Origin of the sequence: Achromobacter deleyi (assembly GCF_013116765.2) — a bacterium.
GTDB lineage: Bacteria > Pseudomonadota > Gammaproteobacteria > Burkholderiales > Burkholderiaceae_B > Achromobacter > Achromobacter deleyi_A.
Genome location: NZ_CP074375.1, coordinates 184,448 through 209,162, shown reverse-complemented (window position 1 = coordinate 209,162; position 24,715 = coordinate 184,448). Strand labels below are relative to the sequence as shown.

General features: G+C 65.0%; 23 protein-coding genes. 7 read left to right on the top strand and 16 right to left on the bottom strand.

The window, feature by feature from the left end:
• Nucleotides 1-22 precede the first annotated feature (22 nt).
• Nucleotides 23-679: a GntR family transcriptional regulator gene (locus HLG70_RS00915; protein ID WP_171664777.1), complete on the bottom strand. Its 657-nt coding sequence runs from the start codon at nt 677-679 to the stop codon at nt 23-25.
• A gap of 155 nt (nt 680-834) precedes the next feature.
• Between HLG70_RS00915 and HLG70_RS00910 the strand changes: the two genes are divergently transcribed.
• From HLG70_RS00910 to HLG70_RS00890, 5 genes are all read left to right on the top strand, one after another.
• The gene (locus HLG70_RS00910) at nt 835-1,809 is read left to right on the top strand and encodes a Bug family tripartite tricarboxylate transporter substrate binding protein (RefSeq protein ID WP_171664778.1); all 975 of its coding nucleotides are present in this window, start codon (nt 835-837) and stop codon (nt 1,807-1,809) included.
• 24 nt (nt 1,810-1,833) lie between these two features.
• On the top strand, nt 1,834-3,429 hold the full coding sequence (gene ggt, locus HLG70_RS00905; RefSeq protein WP_213697153.1) for a gamma-glutamyltransferase: 1,596 nt from the start codon (nt 1,834-1,836) through the stop codon (nt 3,427-3,429).
• 66 nt (nt 3,430-3,495) lie between these two features.
• The gene (locus tag HLG70_RS00900; RefSeq protein WP_234103333.1) at nt 3,496-4,899 is read left to right on the top strand and encodes a trypsin-like peptidase domain-containing protein; all 1,404 of its coding nucleotides are present in this window, start codon (nt 3,496-3,498) and stop codon (nt 4,897-4,899) included.
• A gap of 38 nt (nt 4,900-4,937) precedes the next feature.
• Complete coding sequence (locus HLG70_RS00895; protein ID WP_171664779.1) at nt 4,938-6,002, top strand: Ldh family oxidoreductase; 1,065 nt, start codon at nt 4,938-4,940, stop codon at nt 6,000-6,002.
• Nucleotides 5,999-6,547 carry a DUF3455 domain-containing protein gene (locus tag HLG70_RS00890; RefSeq protein WP_171664780.1) on the top strand — a complete coding sequence of 183 codons (549 nt, stop codon included), beginning with the start codon at nt 5,999-6,001 and terminating at the stop codon, nt 6,545-6,547. The genes HLG70_RS00895 and HLG70_RS00890 overlap by 4 nt, the downstream gene beginning before the upstream one ends.
• Nucleotides 6,548-6,614: 67 nt before the next feature.
• Here HLG70_RS00890 and HLG70_RS00885 read toward each other — a convergent pair whose 3' ends face one another.
• Complete coding sequence (locus tag HLG70_RS00885) at nt 6,615-8,000, bottom strand: PLP-dependent aminotransferase family protein (protein ID WP_171664781.1); 1,386 nt, start codon at nt 7,998-8,000, stop codon at nt 6,615-6,617.
• A 30-nt stretch (nt 8,001-8,030) separates the two neighbouring features.
• Here HLG70_RS00885 and HLG70_RS00880 point away from each other — a divergent pair, with 30 nt between their 5' ends.
• Nucleotides 8,031-8,261 carry an aminotransferase class I/II-fold pyridoxal phosphate-dependent enzyme gene (locus HLG70_RS00880; protein ID WP_234103331.1) on the top strand — a complete coding sequence of 77 codons (231 nt, stop codon included), beginning with the start codon at nt 8,031-8,033 and terminating at the stop codon, nt 8,259-8,261.
• On the opposite strand, the gene HLG70_RS00875 is transcribed toward HLG70_RS00880, so the two are convergent.
• The 12 genes from HLG70_RS00875 to HLG70_RS00820 form a co-directional block, all read right to left on the bottom strand.
• Nucleotides 8,183-8,827: a hypothetical protein gene (locus HLG70_RS00875; RefSeq protein WP_171664783.1), complete on the bottom strand. Its 645-nt coding sequence runs from the start codon at nt 8,825-8,827 to the stop codon at nt 8,183-8,185. The genes HLG70_RS00880 and HLG70_RS00875 overlap by 79 nt on opposite strands.
• Before the next feature lie 259 nt (nt 8,828-9,086).
• Nucleotides 9,087-10,193: a porin gene (locus HLG70_RS00870; RefSeq protein WP_171664784.1), complete on the bottom strand. Its 1,107-nt coding sequence runs from the start codon at nt 10,191-10,193 to the stop codon at nt 9,087-9,089.
• Nucleotides 10,194-10,467: 274 nt separating this feature from the next.
• Entirely contained in the window at nt 10,468-11,067 is a 600-nt protein-coding gene (locus HLG70_RS00865) for an OmpA family protein (protein WP_171664785.1), read from the bottom strand.
• A 2-nt stretch (nt 11,068-11,069) separates the two neighbouring features.
• Nucleotides 11,070-11,576, bottom strand: coding sequence for a hypothetical protein (locus HLG70_RS00860; protein ID WP_234103329.1), 507 nt, complete (start codon nt 11,574-11,576; stop codon nt 11,070-11,072).
• Nucleotides 11,577-11,745: 169 nt separating this feature from the next.
• Nucleotides 11,746-12,012: a hypothetical protein gene (locus HLG70_RS00855; RefSeq protein ID WP_171664786.1), complete on the bottom strand. Its 267-nt coding sequence runs from the start codon at nt 12,010-12,012 to the stop codon at nt 11,746-11,748.
• A 161-nt stretch (nt 12,013-12,173) separates the two neighbouring features.
• A complete protein-coding gene (locus HLG70_RS00850; RefSeq protein WP_171664787.1) occupies nt 12,174-13,706 on the bottom strand; it encodes a M81 family metallopeptidase in 1,533 nt (510 codons plus the stop codon).
• Nucleotides 13,707-13,749: 43 nt separating this feature from the next.
• Nucleotides 13,750-15,411, bottom strand: a complete 1,662-nt coding sequence (locus tag HLG70_RS00845; protein WP_171664788.1) for a dipeptide ABC transporter ATP-binding protein — start codon at nt 15,409-15,411, stop codon at nt 13,750-13,752.
• Between the two features lie 25 nt (nt 15,412-15,436).
• Complete coding sequence (locus HLG70_RS00840) at nt 15,437-16,339, bottom strand: ABC transporter permease (protein ID WP_171664789.1); 903 nt, start codon at nt 16,337-16,339, stop codon at nt 15,437-15,439.
• Between the two features lie 13 nt (nt 16,340-16,352).
• Nucleotides 16,353-17,294 (bottom strand): ABC transporter permease, encoded by a 942-nt coding sequence (locus HLG70_RS00835; protein WP_171664790.1) that lies wholly within the window; start codon nt 17,292-17,294, stop codon nt 16,353-16,355.
• 7 nt (nt 17,295-17,301) lie between these two features.
• Complete coding sequence (locus HLG70_RS00830) at nt 17,302-18,900, bottom strand: ABC transporter substrate-binding protein (RefSeq protein ID WP_171664791.1); 1,599 nt, start codon at nt 18,898-18,900, stop codon at nt 17,302-17,304.
• A 36-nt stretch (nt 18,901-18,936) separates the two neighbouring features.
• A complete protein-coding gene (locus HLG70_RS00825; RefSeq protein WP_171664792.1) occupies nt 18,937-20,271 on the bottom strand; it encodes an alanine racemase in 1,335 nt (444 codons plus the stop codon).
• A 13-nt stretch (nt 20,272-20,284) separates the two neighbouring features.
• A complete protein-coding gene (locus HLG70_RS00820; protein ID WP_171664793.1) occupies nt 20,285-21,235 on the bottom strand; it encodes an N-carbamoyl-D-amino-acid hydrolase in 951 nt (316 codons plus the stop codon).
• 240 nt (nt 21,236-21,475) lie between these two features.
• On the opposite strand from HLG70_RS00820, the gene HLG70_RS00815 reads away from it, so the two are divergent.
• A complete protein-coding gene (locus HLG70_RS00815; protein ID WP_234103327.1) occupies nt 21,476-22,483 on the top strand; it encodes a LysR family transcriptional regulator in 1,008 nt (335 codons plus the stop codon).
• Nucleotides 22,484-22,579: 96 nt separating this feature from the next.
• On the opposite strand, the gene HLG70_RS00810 is transcribed toward HLG70_RS00815, so the two are convergent.
• Nucleotides 22,580-23,767 carry an acetate/propionate family kinase gene (locus HLG70_RS00810; protein WP_171664794.1) on the bottom strand — a complete coding sequence of 396 codons (1,188 nt, stop codon included), beginning with the start codon at nt 23,765-23,767 and terminating at the stop codon, nt 22,580-22,582.
• A gap of 4 nt (nt 23,768-23,771) precedes the next feature.
• Nucleotides 23,772-24,710, bottom strand: a complete 939-nt coding sequence (locus tag HLG70_RS00805) for a phosphate acetyltransferase (RefSeq protein ID WP_171664795.1) — start codon at nt 24,708-24,710, stop codon at nt 23,772-23,774.
• Between the last annotated feature and the right edge of the window lie 5 nt (nt 24,711-24,715).

Here is a 24,715-nt window from a genome sequence, read left to right as displayed (position 1 = left end):
CTCGTTTCAGTGTGAACAGGCCCTAGGCCGCCTGCTCCAGAAACGCCTGCAAGGCCGGCACCGTGTTCAGCACGTGCTGGCGCATCGCGGCCTCGCAACGCGCCGCGTCGCGGGTTTGCAGGGCGGCGATCAGTTCCTGGTGCGACTCGCGCACGCGCAGCACACGGCCAGGCTGCGCGGCCCACAGGCGCATATAGGGTTCGACGACGGAATGCAGTTCGGAGATCTGGCTCAGCAGACGTGGCTGCCGGCAGAAGCTGCACAGGTATTCATGGAATTCGCGGTGGGCGGTGGTCCAGTCCAGGTAGTCGCTGGAGCCCTGGTCCAGCTGCTCAAGCATGTTGGACAGCCGGCGGATGTGCTCGGCGCCCATATTGAGCACCGCATTGCGCATGGCCAGGCCTTCCAGCACGGAGCGCATTTCAAATACTTCCAGCATCTCTTGCTGGTTCAGCCCGCGCACCACCGCGCCGCGATTGGCGCGGATCTCGACCAGGCCTTCCGAGGCCAGCCGACGCAGCGCGCCGCGCACCGGCATGCGGCTGGTGCCGATCTCGGCGGCGACGACGTCCGGCACCAGACGCTGGCCCGGCGCGTAGCGGCCCAGCCGGATCTCGCGCTGCAAATGCAGATACGCCTCGTCTTCGGCGCTGATGGCTGTCTTTTGAAATTGCAGCACGGTCGTCCCCAGGCTTGGTAAGCCGCCATGATAGATAAGGGCAAAAATAACACAAACTGGATCCAATGATCCATGGATGCAAACACCAATGGCCGCGGCCGGCGGACTTGCGTTTAATCCAGACACGCTTTTCATAACGCGATCAAGGGGAATCCATGAAATTTCGTCTCATCCGGGCGCTGGCAGGCGCCGCCGCGATGGCCTTCGCGGCCCAGGCCGGCGCCCAGGCCACCGACTGGCCGCAACATCCCGTGCGCATCGTCGTGCCCTTCCAGGCGGGTTCCGCCACCGACCTGATCTCGCGCCAGCTCGGCGTGGCGCTGTCGGCCGAACTGGGCCAGCCCTTCGTCATCGAGGCCCGTCCCGGCGCCGCCGCCGCGATCGGCAGCGCCTCGGTCGCGCGCTCTGCCCCCGACGGCTACACGCTGCTGATGGGCGGCCCGGCCGCCGTCGTCACCAACCGCTTCCTGCAAAAGCGCCTGGCCTATGATCCGGACGCCTTCGAGCTGGTGTCCATGGTTGCCTACACGCCCAACATCCTGCTGGCCAATCCTTCGCAGCCCTTCAAGACCCTGCCGGAAATGGTGGCCTACGCGCGCGCCAATCCGGGCAAGCTGACCTACGCCTCGTTCGGCACGGGCACGACGTCCCACATGGCCGGCGAAATGCTGAAGTCCATCGCCGGGATCGACATCCTGCACGTGCCCTACAAGGGCGCGGGCGAAGCCATTCCCGCGCTCCTGAGCGGCCAGGTGTCGATGTACTTCGACACCATCATGACGGGCCTGCCCCAGGCCAAGAGCGGCGCGCTGCTGGCGCTGGGCATGTCCAATTCGCAGCGCTCGGCGCTGGCCCCGGACATTCCCACCATCGCTGAACAAGGCTATTCCGGCTACGACATCGCGCCGTGGTACGGTCTGGTCGCCCCCCAAGGCACGCCTGCGCCGATCCTCGACAAGCTCAACCGCGCCGTCAACAAGGTGCTGGCCGATCCCGCATTGCGCGGTAAGCTCGCCGAAGCCGGCGCCGAGCCGCGGGGCGGCAGCCGCGAAGAATTCACCGCCTTCATCAAGGCCGAGATTCCCCGCACCAAGCAGCTGATCGACCAAGCCGGCATCACCCCGCAGTAATTTCCTTTACGAGTACCAGCATCCATGTCTTCCCCCTTCGATTGGTCTTTTCCGTACGCTTCCCGAAAAATGCCGGTCCTGGCCGCCAACGCGGTCGCGACCAGCCAGCCCTTGGCTGCGCAGGCGGGACTACGCATGCTGCTGGCCGGTGGCAATGCCGTTGACAGCGCCATTGCCACCGCGATTGCCCTGACCGTCGTCGAGCCCGTCATGAACGGGATCGGCGGCGACATGTTCGCCCTCGTCTGGCACGAGGGCCAGTTGTACGGCCTGAACTCCAGCGGCTGCGCGCCGGCCGCGTGGACGCCGGAATACTTCAACGGACGCGACGCGATGCCGGGCACCGGCTGGGGCACGGTCACCGTGCCGGGCCAGGTCGCCGGCTGGAAGGCCTTGTCCGAACGCTTCGGCAAGCTGCCCTTCGCCAAGCTGTTCGAGCCCGCCATCGCCTACGCCGAAGACGGCTTTGCCGTGTCGCCCACCATTGCGCGTCAATGGGCCACGCAGGCGCCCAAGCTGGCGGCGGAACCCGGCTTTGCCGAGGCCTTCCTGCCCCAGGGCCGCGCGCCGCAAGCCGGCGAGTGGTGGCGCTTTCCGGATCAGGCCAGGACCTTGCGCGAGATCGCCGAAAGCGGCGGCGAGAGCTTCTACCGCGGCGAGCTCGCCAGGAAGATCTCCGACTTCGCCAGCCAGACGGGCGGCGCGCTCAGCGCCGTCGATCTGGCCGAGCACCGCGCCGAATGGGTCACGCCCATTTCCCAATCATTCCGCGACTACGAGCTGCATGAGATCCCGCCGAACGGCCAGGGCATCTCGGCGCTGATGGCGCTGGGCATGCTCGAGCAATTCGACCTGGAAGGCATGGGGCGCGACAGCGCCGACTACTACCACGTCAGCATCGAAGCCATGAAGCTGGCGTTCGCGGACCTGCATCATCATGTCGCGGACCCGCGCCACATGCGCACCGACGCGCGCGCCCTGCTCGACCGTGCCTACCTGGCCGAGCGCGCCCGCCTGATCTCCATGGATCGCGCCAGCGTGCCCACCGCGGGCACGCCCGCCACCGGCGGCACGGTCTACCTGACCGCGGCGGACGCCGGCGGCACCATGGTGTCCTTCATCCAGTCCAACTACCACGGCTTCGGCTCCGGCGTCGTCGTGCCGGGCACCGGCATCAGCCTGCACAACCGCGGCCTGAACTTCGTGCTCAAGCCCGGCCACGCCAACCAGGTGGCCCCGCGCAAGAAGCCCATGCACACCATCATCCCCGCGTTCGTGACGCGCGGCGGCCAGCCCGTCATGTCCTTCGGCGTGATGGGCGGGTCGATGCAGGCGCAGGGCCATCTGCAGATGGTCACGCGCCTGGCGGCGTTCGGCCAGAATCCGCAGGCCATGAGCGACGCGCCGCGCTTCCGCGTGGAAAACGGGCCGGTGGTCAATGTGGAATCGCACCTGCCCGCGGATGTGGTCGACACGCTGCGCGCGCGCGGCCACAACGTGGCGGTGGCGCCCGCCGACAGCCTGGAATTCGGCTCGGCGCAACTGATCTGCCGCCTGCCCCAGGGCGGCTATGTGGCGGCGTCGGATTCGCGCCGCGACGGCCAGGCCGTCGGTTTCTGAGCCGCGCCGTCACATTCCTGCAGCGACGCCGGCAGATACTGCCGCGTTGCCGCAAGAAGGACCGAAATGCCTGATCTGGCCATGCCGCCCCCCGGAAAACTCCGCCGCTCCACGCGCGCCTTGTCCCGGGCGGCGCGGCTCATCCCGCCGGCGCTGGTAGCGGCCGCCTTGTTCCTGACCGCGGCGCCCCTGCCCGGCCTGGCCGCCCTGCCCCTGGCCGTCGACGGCCAGCCCCTGCCATCGCTTGCGCCCATGCTCGAGCGCGTCACTCCCGCAGTCGTCAATATCTCTTCGCAGGCCGATCCGCGCCAGGCGCCAGGCGCGGGTCGCGTGCAATCGCCGGAGCCGATCCGGCAGAACGTGGGATCGGGCGTCATCGTGGACGCGGGCCAGGGCAATATCCTGACCAACCATCACGTGGTGCGCGGCGCCACGGCCATACGCGTGTCCTTGCAGGACGGACGCGCCTTCAACGCCACCGTCGTGGGCAGCGACCCCGACACCGACCTGGCGGTGCTGCGCATCCCCGCCCAGAACCTGCAGGCGCTGTCGCTGTCGGATTCCAGCGACCTGCGCGTGGGCGACTTCGTCGTGGCGATAGGCGATCCCTACGGCCTGGGCCAGTCCGCTTCCTCCGGCATCGTGTCCGCCCTGGACCGCTCCAGCCTGCGCGCCGCCGGCTATCAGAACTTCATCCAGACCGACGCCTCCATCAACCCCGGCAACTCCGGCGGCGCACTGGTGAACCTGAACGGCGAGCTGGTGGGCATCAACACCATGATCTACACGCCGTCGGGCGGCAATGTGGGCATCGGCTTTGCCATTCCGTCCAATCTTGCCGGCGAGGTCATGCGGCAACTGCTGCAGCACGGGCAGGTGCAACGCGGCGGCCTGGGCCTGGACACGCTGGACATCACGCCGCGCAATGCGCGCCAGCTAGGCCTCGCGCCGGGTTCGACGGGCATCGTGGTGGCGCGCGTGGCGGACGGGTCGCCGGCCCAGAAGGCCGGCGTGCAAGCCCGGGACCAGATCCTGTCGATGGACGGCAAGGCCCTGGCCACCAGCGCGCAACTGCGCAATGCCGAAGGCCTGCTGCCCGTGGGCCGGCAGGTGCGCCTGGCCTTGCTGCGGGCCGGCGCCAGATCGGAAGTCCTGCTACGCATCGAACCCGAGCAGAACGAACGCTTCCATGCAGGCTCGCTGGATGCGCGCCTGACGGGCGTCGAGTTCTCCGAGGTCGGACGCGCCCAGCGCTTGCAGGGCAACGATGGCGCCGCCGTCAGCGCCACCTTTCCCGAGCGCGGCCCGGTGGCCGCGCGCCTGCAGCGCGGCGACATCGTCATCGGCGTGAACCAGCGCCCCGTCAGCAAACTGGCCGACCTGCGCGAGCTTCTGGCAGGCGCGGGCTCGCAGCCACTGGTGCTGACCCTGCTGCGCGGCCGGGCCGCCTACACCCTGCAGGTGAATTGAACCGGCGCGTGCAGCTACACTGAGGCGGAACTCGGGCCATGCAACGCAGTACCGGAGGCAATGTGAACAACAACGATATGGTCAATCTCTCGATAGACCAGGTCTACGACCTGTCCGTCGACGTATTGAGCAGAAACGGTTTTTCAGCGCCGCATGCGGCCGTTATCGCGAAGGCGATCACCGCCGGGCAACGCGACGACTGCCAATCTCACGGCATGTACCGCCTGATCGCATGCGTGCAGACCATGCAGGCGGGTCTGGTCGATCCCGCCGCGGTGCCGGCGCTGACGCACCCCGCGCCCGCCGTCGTGCAGGTCGATGCCGGGCGGGCCTACTCGCTGCTCGCGTTTGAAGAAGGCCTGCCCCATCTGGCGGAAAAGGCCAGGCGCAACGGCGTGGCCGTGCTGGCCATCAACAACTGCTTCCACTTCTCGGCGCTGTGGCCCGAGGTCGAAGCCATCGCCAGCCACGGCCTGGCCGGCATGGCCATGACGATCAGCCATAGCTGGGTCGCTCCCGCCGGCGGCACCCGGCCCGTGTTCGGCACCAACCCGTTCGCCTTTGCCTGGCCGCGCCCGGGCGACTCCCCCTACGTCTTCGACTTCGCCACCAGCATGGTGGCGCGCGGAGAAATCGAACTGCACCGGCGCACGGGCAGGTCCATCCCGGAAGGCTGGGCCATCGACCGCGACGGCCAGCCCACCACCGACCCGGCGGCCGCGCTGGACGGCGCCATGCTCACCTTCGGCTCGTACAAGGGCTCGGCCCTGTCGACCATGATCGAACTGCTGGCCGGCCCCCTGATCGGCGACTGGACCAGCCTGCAATCCCAGGCCTTCGACGCGGGCGCGGGCGGCACGCCGCTGCACGGCGAACTGGTTATCGCGCTGGACCCCGCCATTCTCGGCCGCGGCCAACTGGCCGCGAACATGAACGGCGCGGAAGCCATGCTGGACGCGATCAGCGGCCAGGGCGCGCGCCTGCCGTCCGAACGCCGCTTCAAGGCCCGCGCCAGGAGCCAGCAGGAAGGCGTCTGGGTCAGCCGCAAGCTGTATGAAGAAGTGAAGAACCTCGGCATGGAATGTCAGAAGGAGCTCAAATGAAAAGCACCCCGACGCACAAACGCTCGCCGCTGCCCGGCCTGCTGCTTGCAGGATGCCTGGCGGCCACCACGGCGGGCGCCATGGCGCAGGACAACATTCCGCAGATCATGCAGGTGCCCGCGGGCAACGCCATCGCCTGGCAAGCCCCAGCCGAGGGCGTCATCACCTATGAATGCCGGATGACGCAGACCGGCGGCGGCACGCCCGCCTGGGTCATCGCCGGCGCGGCCGCCACGCTGGGCGCGGGCCAGTCCGGCCAGACCGGCACGTACAAAAGCCCGCCGGAAACCTGGCGGGCGTCGGACGGGTCGACATTGACCGGGATGGAAACGGTGCGCGCCTATTCGGGCCCGGACCGCCTGTACGACCAGCTCGTGCTGGCCAATCCGTCCGCGGGCGTCGGCGTGCTGACTGGCGTCACCTACATCCAGCGCATCGTCAGGGCAGGCGGCGGCGCGCCGCAAGCCCCATGCGCCGCCGCGAACAAGGGTCAGCGGCAACAGGTGAAATACCGGGCCGACTACGTATTCTGGAAGCCCGACTGATCGGCCGGGCCCTGCCGGCGCGCCGTCGCCAGGGCCTGCGGGAGGCTTCTTTGAATGTGAACAGCCCCTAGACGATCGGATCCCTCAACACGTAAGGCCGGCGCCGCATCAGCCCGGCCAGCCTTTCCAGCGCCTGCGCCAGTTCCTGGCGATCCTTCACCCCGCCCAAGCAAATGCGGATCGCATTGGGCGCTCCCGCTCCCACCTGAAACGCGTCCGAAGACGTGACGCTCAGGCCTTCTTCGCGCGCCGCGCGCGCCAGGTCGGACGCCGTCCACGGCTCGGGGAGCGCCTGCCACAGATGGATGCCGACCGGCTCCGAATGGAACGGGCCGGGCAGGATCCGGCGCGCCAGCCGCTGCCGGGCCTGGGCCTCGGCGCGTACGCCATCCAGCACCACCTGCGCGGAGCCGCTGACGATCCATTGCGTGGTCAGCGCGCCCATGAGCGGCGTGGACATCAACGCGAACGAGCGCATGGCGGCCAGGAAGCGGTCGCGGCTTTCCTGGTCCGGGCCCAGCACGAACGCCGTGCGCAGGCCGGGCGTCAGGCACTTGGCCAGCGTCGCGATGTGGAACACCAAGGCCGGCGCCAGGCTCGCCAGCGGCGGCGGCGCGTCGTCCAGGAACAGACGGTAGGGATCGTCTTCGATGATGCGGGCGCCGCAAGCCGAAGCCGAGCGGACCAGGTCGCGCCTGCGCCGCGCACTCATCGTATGCGTGGTGGGATTCTGCAGCGTGGGGTTCAGGTAGACCAGGCGGCTGCCGCTGTCGCGGCATGCGAGCTCCAGCCCGGCGGGCGTCATGCCGTCCTCGTCGACCTCGGCGGCCACCACCCGCCGGCCCAGGTGCTGCGCGGCGGTCAAGAGGCCCGGATACACCAGCGGTTCGGCCACGATGCCGTCGCCCGGCTGGCTGAATGCGAGGATCAGCGCGGCAAGCGCGGCCTGCGCCCCGGGACACACCAGCACCAGCTCCGGGGCGATCGGGCCCACTGTCTGCGCCAACCACAGCGCGCCTGCGGCGCGCGCCTCCGGCCCCCCGCCCGCCAGCTGGTAGGCCATCATCACATTGACGTCGTGGCGGTCCATCACCTTGGCCAGGCCCCGCTGCACCAGTTCCTGCAGATCGCAGCCCAGGGGCGCCGGCGGCATGTTCATGCCCAGGTCGATCATCTGCGCCGACTGCGTCGCCGGCCGCGCGATGAACGTGCCCAGCGCCCCCCTGGGGTCGAGCAGCCCGCGCTGCCCCGCCTCGGCGTACGCGCGCGTGACGGTCGTCAGGTCCACGCCCAGGCGCTGGGCCAGGCCGCGCTGCGGCGGCAGCCTGTCGCCGGGCTGGAATCGGTTGTCAGCTACGGCGCGTGCGATGAAATCGGCAATCTGGCGATAGCGGGGGCCCGCCCCTCGCACCAGTTTTTCGGGCCAAACTGCATACATATCGTCGTCATGCATGGTTTTAGGTGCGCCAGAATGTCGCAATGTATGGATGATATTAACCCGACGGGCAGCGACCCGAACGAGGACCATTGGGACGTCGTCGCCGATGTGATCAAGGCGCTGGGACATATCGCGTTCATCGACATGGCGTACCAGGGCCTGGGCGACGGGCTGGCCAAGCGGGGCCCGCGCAAGCCTCAGGGCGGCGCCGACATTCCCTGCTTCAGCTGCGTGACCAGCCCCGGGTGCCTGGCCTTTTCCTGGGTCAGCGTATAGACGCTGAACGTGACCACCTTCGAGCCGGACGCGGCGAACAGCGCCGTCAGCACGGCGGGGTGCCCGGACAGCTTGCTGGTGGCGTCCAGTTGCAAGACCCCGATCCCGCCCACCTTGAACGTGCTTTGCCCGGTCTTCTTGAACGTGGGCACGGCTTCCTGCTGCTGGGCTTGAAAGCCGGCGGCCATGCTGCCGAGCGTAAATGCGTCGTCATCGCCGAAGGCGTAATCCATGGGAACGTTGATCACGATGATCGCCTGCCCGGCGGTGCGGTTCAGATAGATATTCCCGGTGACTTCCGGCACGGCGGGATCCGGCGGGAATTCGGTCTCGGTGAATCCCGCGGGGATGGCGACCTGCAGCTTGCCGTCCAGCACCCGCAGCGTCTGCAGCGGCTGAGGCGCCACGGCGGCGTCCTGCGGCGCGCCGTTGGGATCCTGCGCTGCCGCGGCGGCGTCCTGCGCCAGCGCGGGCACGCCCGCCGCGCCCATGGCCAGCACCAACGCCAACGATATTCCTGCGAGCAGCCTGCCGTGCTTGTACATGGGTTCTCGATGAATAGGCATGTGCATTCGATACTACAACGCCACGACCGCGTATCGGACGCGGACAGCACGCCCGTCAGAACGGGCAAAGGCCCGCGCAATGCGCGGGCCTTCAGTTTGCCATGATCGGAGTTCGGGTGAGCGGACTGGGAGTGGAGCTAGGGAGGTGGCCGATTTTTTCGCGTCTGTGGCCGGGTAAGACGCCCAATCCGCTCAGTGCAACCGCGGTGCGGGGAACGGGCGGCGCGCACGCGGCGCGCCGCCCGCTCACATCAGGCGCTTAGAAGCGGTGACGCACGCCCACCATGCCGACGGTGCTGTTCACGCCGTCGATGAACGCGTAGTCCGTTGCGTACGAACCCAGCACGTACAGGTTGGTGCGCTTGGACAGGTTGTACGTGTAGCCGATGCTGTACACGTTCATGGCGGAATCGCCACCGGTCAGCAGGTCGCTGTCCGGATCGGCGCGCTGCCACGAAGCCAGGATGCTGCTGGCGCCGAGCGGCACCGTCAGGCCGACCAGGTACGAATTGGCCTTGAAGCCGTCGACGGCCACGTTGGTGCCGAAGCTCTTGGCGGTGGGGCTGCCGCTGCCGAATGCGTTGACGCCCTGGCCGGTGAACCAGCCGTCGCGCGTCTGGCCGAAGGCCAGCGCCAGCTTCAGGACTTCAAAGTCGTAGGCGCCGCCGATGCTCCAGGACTTCGGCGTGGCGTCGGTGCCCATCTGGTTCGCGGGGTTCAGCTGATCGTAGGTCAGGGCCACGTTCAGCGGACCGTTCACGTAGCGCACGCCGGCGGTGATGCCGCGGGTGTTGTCGGCGGTGGCAAAGCCGGTCTGGGCAGCGGTCGTGTCGGCGACGTTGAACGAGTAGCCGGCGCCGAACTGGAAGCCGCCGAAGGACGGGGTCGAGTACTGCACCATGTTGTCGTAGCGGACCGTGTTGGCGGCGCTGAAGGCCACGCCGACGTTCGCCTGGCCGTAGCTGGCGGCGAACGGGTCGATCGCGCCGAGGTACTTCGACGCAATGTTGGTCTGGCGGCCGAATTCCAGCAGGCCCCACGAATTGCTCTTCAGGCCGATGGTGGCTTGGCGGCCGAACAGGCGGCTGCTCTGGCCCGACTGGCCGTTGGCGGAGTTGAAGCCGCTTTCCAGCGTGAAGACCGCGCTCAGGCCGTCGCCCAGGTCTTCAGCGCCGCGCAGGCCCCAGCGCGAACCGCTGGACACGCCATTGCTCATGCCGACCTTGGACTCGTGATAGTTGTCGCCCTTGATGCGTTGGTAGCCCACGCCGGTGTCGAGCAGGCCATACAGCGTCACCGAGGTTTCCGCCTGCGCGGCGCCAGACAGCGCGGCGAAGATGGCGGTGACGAACAGAGTCTTTTTCATTACAGATTCCCATTGATTGAACAGACATGCGCATGTGGCTTGGCACGCGTCACAAGCGGCGCACTCGGCGCATGGCAGGAACGAATTCTAGGGACGCAATGTGTCAGTTCTTGAGACACAAGGAAAATCGTGTCGCCGCCTGGAAATATTGGGCGATTTGTGGCGCGTGGCCGACATGGCGGGCGAAGAACGGCCCGCCGGCAGGCGTGTAATCCTGGCGTGCTATTTAAGAAGGAAACCGGATGCGGGCGCAGACAGCGCCGCCGGGCCGCCCTCAACGCTTGGGCAGCACGAACTCCACGCGCCGGTTCTGCGCCCGCCCTTGCGGGTTGTCCGCGCCGTTGCCCAACTTGTTCGGCTGGACCGGGCGGGTATCGCCCAGGCCCTTGACCGACAGCCGCGCCTTATCCACGCCATGGCCTTCCAACCATTGCGCCACGGCTTTGGCGCGCCGCAAGGACAGGTCCTTGTTGTAGGACGCGGCGCCCTTGGAATCGGTGTGCCCCTCGACGGAGACGGCGCCCGCGGCATCCGACTTGATGACGCGTGCGATATCAAGCAGCGCAGGTTCGGCGCCCGGCCGGATGCTGGCCTTGTCGAAATCGAACAGCACATCGCCCAGCATCGACACGGTCACGGCATTCTTGTCCTGCCGCACTGACAGGCCATCGTGCCTGGCCGTCAGTCCGTCCACCCGCGCGGTCAGGTCCGCGACGCCGCCGCTGGTGTCGCCAGGGAGTCCCTTCAGGTCCAGGACCGTGGCCTGGAGATCCAGGATTTCAGCCTTGTAGGGAGGCTCCTGGGCAAAGGAGCCTTGGGCGGCCGTGAGCAGCGTCGCCGCCAGGAGAATCGAAGCGCCCCGGAAGCCAGCCATGGCTAGCGATCGGTGATCTTGATGGCGTCGAAGGTCTCGACGCCCGGTATCGTCAGGGAAACTTCAGAGACCTCTTTCGGCGGCGCCGGAAACTTCCCCTGCCAGGCCCCCGCGATCGGCGCGTCCTTCGACGTCCGGATGAGCACCTTGGGATTGGTCAGCGGCTTGTCATTGCTGTCTTTGAGCAGCAGGTGCTTCTTGTTTCCGGCGATGACGTAGAAGCTGTTCTCGTAGTCGTCCTTGGAAATGCCCGAATAGAGCATCTCTGTCTTGCTCGGCACGAGGGGCTTGAACCGCACCTTGATGGACAGGATGTCGCCGCTGCGCACGGCCTCGATGACCTGGCCTTCCGCGCTGCCGCTCTCGGTCAGGCCCGTGGCCAGGGGTGCAGGCGCGGAAGCGTCGGCCTGGGCTTGGGCAAAGACCGTCTGGCCGGTTCCCGCCAGGGTCACGAACACGCCAAACGCACAGGCGCCGGCCATCTTTCTGATCGAAGTCACGATAAGCATCCTTGGAAGTTCAAACCATTCACGGTGATGTATCGGGCCGGAACTCGTGCTTTCGTACTAGTCCGGGCGCAACGTAGGATGGTCCAACTTTCGGGCACTTATTTCAGTTCGATATCTTTCCAAAAAGTTACGGAACCTGGCAGCGGCGCTATGTGATGGCCGTCCCGGCCTATTTTCCGAAGCTGCGGCGCAGCCGTTCCAGTTCCGCCAGATTCAAGCGCTTTGCCTCTTGTTCCGCATAGTCCCGCTCGCCGGACTCGTAAGGCCCCTGATAGAGGCATTTGCCCCGGTTGGACTTGCATTCGTTGCTCTTTGAGGCAGACGCGGAAGTCGAACCCGTCTTCCCCGACGCCTGAGGCTTGCTCGACGAGCATCCGGCGGCAAGCGCGATCAGCAACAGCGCCGCTGCGCAGCGGCTCAGCGTTTGAGTGGACATTTTCCCCAGCCGTATAGAAATGCTATAGCTGTTTTTATAGCAAACCTTCGTGGGCCAAGACGTTCCAAGTGGTAGCAGAAGGGGGCCGGCATCATTGGTGTGCCGGCCCCCAATCGAAAGCAGCCTTCCCGCCGTCTGCCAGCGGATACGTTCCCTGTACCTCAGGCCGATTCAAGCACCCGCGTGCCTGCCCTGAACTGCGCAAAGGTCGGGCCGCCAGGATGCATGCGCAAGCTGTCGCGCAGATTGGTCCAGGGCAAATCCACGGGATTCATCGGCATCGGTCCAGGGGCCGCGCAGATCAGGATGTCGGCTGCGATCGGCGTGAAGTCCGCCCGGAAGTGCGTGGTGCTCTTGAGCACCAGGATGTTCTGCGCGGTGGGCTCGATTCCCACGTAGCGGAACATGGCCTGATCCGCCATTTGCGCCTTGTGGGACGCCACGACCACGCGCACTTCGCCAATCCGCAAGCAGGCGCTGGGCCCCAGCTCCATGCGAAAGCCCGAATAAAAGGGGCCGGTTGCGACAAACTTCCCATCGGACAAGCGCTCCACCACGAAATCCGCCTCGAAAGGCGCATCGCCGGGAATCCGTGAATGGCCGCCGAGGGCGATACGCAGCGTTGCCCCCTCGCCCGCCTTGTGCGCCAGCAGGGCCGCCTGCGGATCCACCATCAGCCCCAACGCGCTGCCGGGCAGGTTGTACCGCACAAGCGCGCGCAGAATGGCCGTGGTGTCGGAGTCTCCGCCCGCGCCCGGATTATCTTGCGCGTCGGCGATGACGACCGGCTTATCGGAGCCGGCCGCCAGCTCGGCCGCATGCAGCACCGCTTCTTCCGGTGAATACAGCTTGCCCGCAAACGCGGCTTCGGCCGCCTCGACATCCGCCGTCAATGCATCCGCCGCCGCATCCGCCGCCGACTGCGTATCGGCATAAGCCCACACCAGCGCGCCACAGTCCGGAAAGTCCGCGGCGGGAAAGCCCATGCAAAAGGACATGCTGGACACTCCTGGCGCCGCCTCCAGCGTTTCCAGGCGCTCGTAAAGACCCTTGGCCGGCATGGCCATCGTGCTTTGCCAGCAGGTTGGCAACAGATAGGAAATACGGCGGGCGGCTACGCTCGGACGCGGCATGCCGTCGAATCGCTTTTGCATGAAGGCAAAGGCGCGAGCGCCCGTGTCAGCCATATCAACGTGCGGATACGTGCGATAGGCGATCAGTGCGTCGGCCTCTCCCAGCATGAGGCCGGTCACGTTGGCGTGCAGGTCCAGGCTGGCGACCAGCGGCATATCCGGCCCGATCAGTGCCCGCACGCGGCGCAGCACTTCGCCTTCGCCATCGTCGTAGTGCTCGGCGACCATTGCCCCGTGAAGATCGAGATACACCCCGTCGGCGGGCAGCGCCGCGGCAATGTCCTCCAGCAAGATCGCCACGATGCGCTCGAACGCATCACGCGTTACGTGCGCCGAAGGGCTGGCGGCGCACCACAAGGTGGGTATCAAGGTGTGTTGGTGCCCGCGCGCGGCGTCCGCAAAGCCTGCCGCGGGAATATTGGCTCCCTGGATAGCCGGGAAGACCTCCTCGCCGCGCGCCATGCCAGGCCAGCCTCCGCCCAGCTTGAAGGCTTGCCAATCCGCCTTGCTCGGTGCAAACGTATTCGTTTCGTGCTGAAAGCCGCCAACAATAATGCGCATCTTGCGCTCCTCTGAAAATGGAAAAAGCTGTCGAACCACCGGTTCACGCCGCGCGCAAGGCGCGGAAGTTGCGGAAATCCCAATCCCGGCCGGGCGCGGCCTCGATCAGATCGCGCGTGTACGCCTCCTGCGGAGCGGTCAGCACCCGGGCCGCAGGGCCGGACTCAACGACGCATCCCTTCCGCATGACCACAATGCTGTCGCAGATCTGGGCCGCCACGCGTAAATCGTGCGTGATGAACAGGATCGCCACGCCAGTGCGGGCGCGGATCTCCTCAAGCAGCTTCAGGACCTGATCCTGAACCGAAACGTCCAGGGCGGAAACGGCCTCATCGGCCACCAGCAGATCCGGCTCCATCACCACGGCGCGCGCAATGCACAGGCGTTGACGTTGGCCACCCGAGAACTGGTGGGGATAGCGTTGCATCACGTCGCGCCCAAGGCCCACCAGTTCCAGTGCCTGCGCCGCCTTCTCGCGTGCTTCGGCGCCTGGAACGCCAAAGTTGACCAGGCCCTCGATCAGCGAATCGCCCACCTGGCGGCGGGGATTCAGCGAACGATAGGGATCCTGGAAGATCATCTGCACACGGGTACGGCGCAGTCGCATCTGGGCACTCGATACCTGCACGATGTCCTCGTCCTTGAGGAAAATGGCGCCCGCGCTAGGTTCTATCAGCCTGACCACGCAGCGTGCGACGGTCGATTTGCCCGATCCCGACTCACCCACCACCCCGGCAATCTCGCCGCGCCTCACGGTCAAGGAAACGTCCCTGGCTGCCGCAACCACGCGTGCCGCGCCGAATAACGGTTTTTCCTTGTAGGTCTTGTCGAGCCCGATGATCTCCAGCACTTTCTCGCCGCTCGGCGCCGCCTTATGCTGCGGCACCAGGCTGGGGACCGAGGACACCAGCATGCGCGTATACGCCTGCGACGGCCGGGCAAGGATCTGATCGCGCGTGCCCGTCTCGACCACGCTGCCTCGATTCATGACCACAATGCGATCGGCAATCTCCGCCACCACACCGAAGTCGTGCGTAATGAACACCACGGCGGTCCGTTGCTGTTCCTGGAGCTCCCGGATCAGGGTCAGGATCTGCTTTTGCGTGGTCACGTCCAACGCGGTGGTAGGCTCATCCGCGATCAATACTTGCGGCTTCAGGATCAGGGCCATCGCAATCACGATGCGCTGCCGCTGTCCACCTGACAATTGATGCGGGTAGGCGTTGTAGACCCGTTCGACGTCCGGCAAATGCACTGACTCCAGCATCGCCAATACCTGCTTGCGCCGCTCGGATGCGCCCAGGCGGCTATGCAGGCGCAACACCTCATCAATCTGCCTGCCCACCTTTTGCACCGGATTCAATGCCGTCATGGGTTCTTGAAACACCATCGCGATCCGGGAAGCACGCAGGGCGCGCAGCCGGTCAGGCGAAGCCTGCAGCACATCATCATTGCCGAGCACGATGCTGCCAGCCGTCGCGGCAAGCACGCCTTTGGGCAACAACCCCATGGCGGCCAGCGAGGTAACCGATTTTCCCGAACCGGATTCGCCCACCACGCACAGGGTTTCGCCCGGATAGACCTCGAACGAAATGTTCTCGATCACCGGACGGCGGGCGGCGCCGCTACCGGCTTGCACGGTGAGTCCCGAGATTTTCAGCGCAGGCGCCTGGCCTGCCTCACGATTAACGGATGTCGTTTTCATAAAGTCGTGAATCCTGGGTAGGCCATCAGAAGCGGCGCGAGAATCGCGGATCGAGCGCATCGCGCAGGGCGTCGCCAAGAATGTTCACGCTCAGCACCGTCAAGGACAACAACAGCCCCGGATACAGGATCAGGCCCGGCAGCATCTGGAAGTACACGCGTCCCTCGGCCATCACATTGCCCCAGGAGGGCGTTTCCGGCGGAATCCCCGCCCCCAGAAAGCTCAGCACCGATTCCGTCAGGATCGCCGCGGCGAAGATATAGGTGCCTTGCACGATCAGCGGCGCATAGGTATTGGGCAGCATATGGCGCAGCATCAGCACCGGCACCCTGGTTCCCAGCGACAGCGCCGCTTCGACATAGGGTTCATTGCGGACGGACAGGATTACGCTGCGCACCATTCGCGCGACCCGGGGAATCTCCGGGATGGAAATGGCCACCAGCACCGTAAACAGGCTGGCGCCGGACAAGGACACCAGCGCAATCGCCAGCAGAATGCCGGGTATGGCCATCACCCCATCCAGAAAGCGCATGATGATGGCGTCGGCAGCCTTGAAGTACCCGGCCAGGATCCCCAGGATCAGGCCGGCCAGCAAGCTGGCCACCACGGCGCCCAGCCCCACGGCCAAGGACACGCGCGCGCCGAAAAGCGTGCGCGAGTAGACATCGCGGCCATACGCATCGGTACCCAGCCAGTGCTCGGCGGACATGGGCTTGAGGCGTATGGCCGGATCCATCAAGGTGGGATCCAAGGTCCCCAGCCACGGGGCGAAAGCCGTACCCAGCAACAGCAGGCTCAATAAGGCGATAGCCAGCATGGCCGGCCAGGCCGACATGGTTGTTTTCAGCTGACCCAGGATCGAAGACGAGGGAGCCGCCCCGGCGGCAGGCGCGCCGGGCGCCGGCAAGGATGAAGTCGTGACAGACATGGCGTGCGCGCCTTTAGTAACGAATGCGCGGATCAAGAACGGTGTACGAAAGATCGATCACCAGATTGATTCCGACATAGACCAATGAGAAAAGCAGGATCATGGCTTGTATGACGGGATAGTCCCGCGCCAACACCGCGTCCACGACCAATCGCCCCAGGCCCGGAATGTTGAATACCGATTCCGTCACCACCACGCCACCGATGAGCATCGCAATGCTGACCCCGATGATGGTGACGATGGGAACCGCGGCATTGCCCAGCGCATGGCGCAGCAACACGCCGCTTTCCCGCAGCCCCTTGGCTCGAGCCGTGCGGATGAAATCTTCCTGCATGACTTCAATCACGCTGCTGCGTACGATGCGCGCGATCAGCGCGACATACACCGTGCTCAAGGCCAGGGTTGGCAGGATCAATCGCTGGGCGAACGCCCACCCGCCCTCGGACATGGGCTGATAGCCCTGCACCGGAAACCAGCCCAGCTGCATCGAGAAGACCAGGATCAACACGTAGCCAATGATGAACACCGGCACGGAAAATCCAACTACCGAGCCCGCCATGATGGCGCGATCCAGCAATTTCCCCTGACGCCAGGCCGCCACGATGCCGACGGGAATCGCGACCAATACCGTAAAGACTATGGTCGACAGGGACAGCGCGATGGACGGCCCGATGCGATCGGCGATAAGACTCGACACCGGCGCATCGGAAATCAGCGAGGTGCCCAGATCTCCCTGCGCCAGCTGGCTCACCCAAATCGCAAACTGATCCGGGATGGACTTGTCCAGCCCCATGTTCTTGCGTATCTGGTCTATCTGAGCCGAGGTGGCCCCGTCGCCCGCGATGATTGCGGCGGGATCCCCCGGCGTCAGGCGCAACATGGCAAAAACAATGATGGCAACCACCACCAATACCGGAATGACGGAAAACAGGCGCTTCAGAAGAAATCCAGGCATGGCCGCCTCACTTACCGGTTTTCTGGAGGTCCCAGAACACGGGAACCGGCGCGGCCACCAGCCCCGTTATCTGCTTGCCCGTGGCGGACAGGTTGGAAAACTGACCCAAGGGCACGATGACGCCCTCGTCGATCACCAGTTCCTGGATCTCGTCGGCCAGGCGCTTGAGCACAGCCGGATCATTCGAGCGCGCAAACTGTGCCCGGCGCTTTTCGATCTCCGGCACGTCCGGCCAGCCGAACCAGGCATCCTTGCCGTTCGCAGCCACGCCCATGAAGGCAAGCGGGTCCCGGATATCCGGAATCACCGTGAAGGTGCCGAAAATATTCCATCCGCCCTTGGCCGCCGGCTCGTGAGAAGCGCGGCGATTGAGCACCGTCTGCCAATCCATGGACTGCAGATCCACCTTGAAACCGGCCTTGCGCAACGATTGCGCAACCACCTGCAGGATGGGCGCCGAGCCCGGATTGTCCGAAGGCATCAATATCACGACGGGCGTGCCATCGTAGTTGGCCTCCTTGAGTAAAGCCGCGGCCTTTACCGGGTCGCCCTTCACCAGTTTCTCCGCGCCGATACTGCTTTCATAGGGACCGCCGCAGCCGAATACGGCGGGGCAGGTCTGGAAGTACTTGGGATTGCCGATCTGCGCCTGCAGCACCTCTTTCTGATCGACCGCCAACACCGCGGCTTGTCGAATCAGCTTGTTGTTGAAAGGCGGCTGCTCGAAATTGAAGCGGATCTCGGATTGCGCGCCCTGCGAGGTCAGGACGTGCAGATTGATGTCCTTATTGCCTTCCAGCATCGGCAACAGATCGAAGGGCGCTTTTTCCAGGAAATCGATTTCCTTGTTGATCAGCGCATTCACCGCCGTCATCTGATCCGGCATGGTCACCCATTTGACCTTGTCCACCTTGACGACCTTGCCCCCCGCCAGGCCGCTGGCGGGTTCATTGCGCGGGACATAGTCCGTATTCTTCGCGTAGACCACCTGCACCCCGGGCTTGTACTCCTCGTTCACGAAGCGGAACGGGCCCGAGCCTATGGTCTCCTTGATCGCCTGCGAGGGCGGCGTATTGGCGACGCGCTCGGGCATCATGAAGGCGGGGATGGCGCTGGGCTTGGCCAAGGCACGCACCGCCAGGTCCGTGGCCTCGGAAAAGCGCATGACAAAAGTCTTGTCATCCACCGTCTCGATTCCGGACATCATCGACGCCATCATCTGGCCCATCTTGTCCTGCGACGCCCAACGCTTGATCGATGCGACGCAGTCGGCCGCGGTCACCGGCTTGCCGTCATGCCACTTGAGTCCTTCCCGCAAGACGAAGGTATAGGTCTTGCCATCATCGGAGGCTTTCCAGGACGCCAGCATCTGGGGCTGGATCTTGTTGTCCGCATCCAGCGAGAACAGGGTGTCGTACACCATGTAGCCATGGTTCCGGACGATGTAGCCGGTGGTAATGACCGGGTCCAGCGAACGCAGACCGGCATGCATCACCGCGGTCACGGTCTGCGCCTGAACGGGCGCATATACGGCTGCGCCAAATACCGCGGCGGAGGTCAGCGCCACGCGTGCCGCCTGCAATGCCATCGAGTGCTTTCGTGCCATGTTTTTTTCCCCTTGGTCTAAAAGAATGAAAGCTGCTTAGAAGTACGTGCGAACGGCTCCCACCACGTCATACCGCTCGTCCACCATCAGAATGGCCTCCCACTTGTCGAACGTCAGGCAAGGGTGCGAAATGCCAAAACACACCATGTCGCCCACACGCAAAGGCGAATCGACGGGAACGCTCATGTGGCAGTGCTGATCGTCCAGGCCCGTCGCCACGTGACCATGCGCCAGCGATGACGGCGCCGCGCCGGCTGCCAGTTCCGCATTCGCGGCCGGCCTGAACCACCCCATCACGGGGGGCATATGGTCGGGCGAAATATCGCGCTTTCCGAGATTGACAATGACCTTTCCCGGCTCCGGCCTGGACTGCACATAGCCCCAGACTTCCAGGGCCGGCCGCAAGCCATCGCCCAGGCTGCCGACATCCGGACTGCGATCCCGCAGCCGCGCGAAAGCCTCTTTGTAGAGATGCGCGTCGTGCGTCAGGTAGCAGCCGCTGCGGGTCAACACCAAGTGCTCGCGTGACAAGCGCAGCGAGGAAAAATGCCGCGTCACCAGGTCGTAGAAAGAAGAGCCCCCGGCGCTCAGCAAAATCGGGCCGTCGGAAAATGCCTGCGCGGCTTCACATGCCTGCACGGTGGCAACCATGCGGGCGAGAAAGGCCGCGATCTGCGTTTCCACATCCTGGCCGGGCAAAGGCTTGATCAGTCCTTCAAATCCTTCCACCCCGCGCAGCGCCAGATAAGGGGACGCCTGCTTCAATGCGGCGATTACTGCTTGCACGCCGGCATCGTCCCGGCACCCGGTGCGGCCGCCGGCATATCCCACTTCAAGCAGCACTTGCAGGGGCCGGCCGATATCGGCCTCTCTGGCGGCCTGCGCCAACGCCGCCACATGCGCCGCGTCGTCAACCAGGCAATAGAAATCGAAGCCCGGGTCGTCGCGCAGCGACTCCAGGATGTACGCGACAGACTGTTTTCCGACCAGCTGGTTCGCCAGCACAATCCGCTTTGCGCCGAACTCGCGCGCCACCTGGACCTGATGGCAGGTCGCCAACGTAATGCCCCAGGCTCCATCGCGGCGTTGCAGATCGAACAACTGCGGGCTCATCGTGGTCTTGCCGTGGGGCGCGAAGAGGGAGCCGCGCTCTTCCAGGAACCGGCGCATCCAATCACTGTTGTGATGCAAGGCGTCCTGCCTGATCACCGCCAGCGGCAGCGGCAAATCCTCGCGCAGTACGTTCCATCCCTGATTCGCGATATCTTCGATGGGCACCGACCCGATCAGGCCCGGCATGCCCTTCACGCAGGCATCAAGGGGCGCATGCGCGCGTGTGGCCACAATGTCTTCCGATACGAAATGGTTCATCGTCGCGTCCGCCTCAAGCCGCTTTCTTGTTCAAGGCCGGACCCACGCCCTTGCGCTCGACAATCAAGCCGTAATGCTGCGGCTCACGGTGGCGGGCGAAGTCAAAGAATGTCTCGCGATACACCTTGCTCATGTCCAGGTCGCAGCGCGCCGTCACGAGTTCGTCTTCGAGCGTTGTCGCCATTGCCACGATTTCACCGGAAGGCGCGATGATGGCGCTCTGCCCTATCATCAGGGACCCCTCTTCGCGGCCGCACTTGGCGGTGCCCACGACCCAGGTGCTGTTCTGATATGCGCCCGCCTGCATGGCCAGGTGGTTATGGAAATTCGACAAGCCATCCACCGCGCCGTCGCCGGTATGGTCATTGGGCGTGTTGTAGCCCAGCACAACGAGCTCGGCGCCTTGCAGCGCCATCACCCGATAGGTTTCGGGCCAGCGCCTGTCGTTGCACAAGCACATGCCTACCACGCCGCCAAAGGCATCCCATACGGGAAAACCCAGGTTGCCCGGTTCGAAGTAACGCTTCTCCAGATGCTGGGAGTCGCGGCCTGGTTGCGGCTCCACATGTCCTGGCAAATGGATCTTGCGGTACTTGCCGATGATTTCCCCGTCCGGGCCGACAAGAATGGACGTGTTGTAGTGATGCGTCTTGCCGTCTTCGACGGCCAGCTCCGCGTAGCCGATATAGAAGCCGATTCCCAAGGCGCGCGCCTCGTCGAACAGGGGCTGCGTCTGTGCATTCGGCATCTCCGGCTCGTACCAGGCGTCCAGCTCAGGCCCTCTTTCAATGAGCCACCGCGGAAAGAATGTGGTCAGCGCCAACTCGGGATAAACCACTAGTTCGCAGCCGCGGGCACTGGCTTGCCGAAGCAATGCGATCAGCCTCTTGACCACCGCTTCTCTGCTCTCTCCCCTGGCTATCGGGCCAAGTTGCGCCGCGCCAATAGTGATATGCCGTGCCATCCATGTCTCCGTGAAGTCGACCTGCAGGTGGTCGCTGATGGCTGCATAGTCACCTTGATCAGAAGGCGATACAAACGACTTATACTGGCCCAGCCTATTAGCGGCACTAATCTCAGGCCGGGCAATCCCTGGGATCGGGCGGGGCACCGTTTTCTGCACCGCAATGACGTTTTCCCGTGCACCGTCTCATGCCTGCGTGCACCATGCCGGGGAACGGCCACCATACAAACGATGTAGAAGATGAAGACACGTTTCTCACCCTCTCTATTGACTTGGTTGCGCTGCTTCGAGGCCGTTGCGCGTTGCGGCAGTTTTACGCGCGCGGCGCAGGAACTTCACATCACCCAAGGCGCCGTCAGCCAGCAAATCAAGCAACTTGAAGGTTGGCTTGAGGTGCCCGTGCTCCAGCGATTACCCAGGGAGGTCCTGCTCACCGCGGAAGGCGAGCGATTGCATTGCGTGGTCAGCGATGCCTTTCGCAGCATGGATACGGTCATCGGTGAAATCCGTCACGAGCGCATTGCCGCCCCCATGGAGATGATTTGCGCGCCGTCGTTTGCCATGCGCTGGCTGATGCCACGCATGGGAGACTTTTTTCGATGCCATCCGGATATACCGCTACGCGTGCAGGCCGAAGTGCAGCCCCTGGACGACAAGCATCCGCCTGGCAAGCACATCGACGCCATTATTTGCTTCACGCCCGAACAGACGGCGCCCGCCAAGGGCGTGGCCATGCTGGACGAATGGATTTTTCCTGTCGCCAGTCCGGAATTCCTGGCCGCGCACCCCGAAATCCTGACGCCCCACGACCTGCGGCCGAATTTCCTGCTGCATGACGACTCGGCATGGGCGGGTGCGCCTGCCCTCATCGAATGGCGCACCTGGCTGGAACATGCAGGCGTGGACCTGCCCAACTTGCACCTGGGCCAGCGCTTTAACCTGTCGCAATTGGCAGTAGGCTCGGCCATGACGGGGCAAGGCATCGCGATGGGACGCGCGGCGATCGTTTTCGAAGATGTGCTGGCGGGCCGCCTGATCGACGTGTTCGGCATCTTCGCGCCCTCACCCGCCTCGTACTTCTTCGCGACGGCGCACCAGCCGTCCGAACAGATCGCCGCATTGCAGGGTTGGATGCTTGCCGAAGCCGATGAATTCCGCCATCAACGCGATCAGCATTTCGCGCAACACGCCGCGCTTGGCCGCCAGGGCCCGTCCATGCGCTTGCAGATGCTGAACGACCGGACCTGAGGCGGTGCGCCGCTGCGCATGCGGCATGGCGAACGAGATGAATCGGGCGAGTGACAGGTATTCGGGATGCTCCTGGACCATCCGATGCCGCGATCTTCATCGCGCGCCGTCACAAACCTTATGCGTATGGCGCGCCACCATCAGTTCTTCGTTGGTGGGGATCACCCAGGCCGACACCGCGCTGCCGGGCGCATGGATGCGTACGTCGCCTGCCTGGTTGGCCGCCGGATCGAGCGCCAGGCCCAGCCACGCGGCATCGCGGCACACGCGTTCGCGTATCACGGGCGCGTGCTCACCGATGCCCGCAGTGAAGACCAGCGCGTCGACACCCTTGGCCGCGGCGGCAAGAGAGCCCAGCTCCCGCCCGATGCGGTATGTGTACAGGTCGATAGCGAAACGCGCGCCCGACTCTTCGCTGTCGAGCAGGGTACGCATATCACTCGACAGGCCAGAGACGCCGAGCAATCCGGATTGCCTGTAGATCAGATTCTCGATGGCCCGCGCATCCATCTTCAGTTCATCCATCAGGTAGAGAATCACTCCGGGGTCCAGGTTGCCGCTGCGCGTGCCCATCGGCAAGCCGTCCACCGCGGTGAACCCCATGGTGCTGGCTACGCTGCGCCCGTTCACCAGCGCGCACATGCTGCTTCCATTCCCGAGATGCGCAATGATGGTCCGGCCCGATGCGGCCTTTGGATCGAACTGCGCCAGCACGCCAGCGATGTACTCGTAGGACAGGCCATGAAAGCCATAGCGCCGCACGCCAAGTTCGGTGATGGACTGGGGCAACGCAAACGCCTGCGCCACCTCGGCCTGGCCGCGATGAAACGCCGTGTCAAAGCAGGCCACCTGAGGCAGCTCCGGACGCAATGCGGCGATGGCTTCGATGGGTTTTATGTTGTGAGGCTGATGCAGTGGCGCCAGCGCAGACAGCTTCTTGAGCGCGGAGATCACCTCGGCGCTGACCATGACAGGACTTCCATACGCGACGCCACCATGCACTACCCGGTGGCCGACGGCGACCAGCCTGTGGTCGCCGCGATGCCCGCGCAGGAAATCGACCAGATGCGCCACTGCGCCCGAGTGCCCCAACTCGATGCCTTGCCCCCACTCCTTCGTGTCGACATCTGCGCCGTGTGCATCCTTCACCACGAACCGGGGCGACGTGTACAGCCCTTCGGTTTGACCGCGCAGCAGCAAGGGGAGCGCCTCGCTGCCCGCTTCGAACACGCTGAACTTGATGCTGGAAGAGCCGGCATTGAGCACAAGAATCACGTCAGCCATGATGTCACCCCAGGATTCGTTCGCCTTCACGGCGGGCTTGGGCGACCAGCACCGCGACGGCGCAGGAAGCAAGCCTGGTCAGAAGCGAATCGGCCCGGCTGGTCAGGATGATCGGCACCCGCGCGCCAAGCACGATGCCGGCGGCATCCGCCCCGGCGAGAAATGACAGACTCTTGGCCAGCATGTTGCCGGCCTCCAGGTCCGGCACCAACAGCACGTTCGCGCGCCCGGCCACGGGCGATCGGATTTGTTTTGTTTTCGCGGCCTCGATGTCGATGGCGTTGTCGAGCGCCAGCGGCCCGTCGACAATCGCACCTGTAATCTGGCCGCGGTCAACCATCTTGCAGAGCGCGGCGGCCTCGATCGTGGAGGGAACGCCAGGGTTGATGGTCTCCATCGCCGAGAGAATCGCGACCCTTACCTCCGGGATTCGCAACGCATGCGCGAAGTCGATGGCGTTTTGAAGAATATCGACCTTTTCCTCCAGCGTGGGAGCGATATTCACGGCGGCGTCGGTGATGATCAGCGCTTCGTCGCGGCCGGGCACATCCATTACGAAACAATGGCTGATGCGCCGGGACGTGCGCAGCCCGGTTTCACGTCGCACCACGGCGCCCAGCAACTCATCGGTGTGCAAGCTGCCTTTCATGAGCGCTTGTGCCCTGCCTTCGCGCACCAATGCGACGGCGGCGTCCGCGGCCTCCCTGCCCCCGGGCGCATCCACGATCTCCAGCTCTGACAGATCCGCTCCACACTGGCTGGCGGCCGCGCGGATTTTTTCGCTCGGTCCCACCAGTATCGGCGTGATGAGGCCAAGCCGCGCTGCCTCCGTCGCACTTTCCAGCGAGGACGCGTCGCAAGGATGGACCACGGCCGTGGGGGTCGGGGGAATGGTCTTGCAGTAGTCGATGAGCCGCCGGTACTTTTCGTGGTCCGAGTTCATCTCGC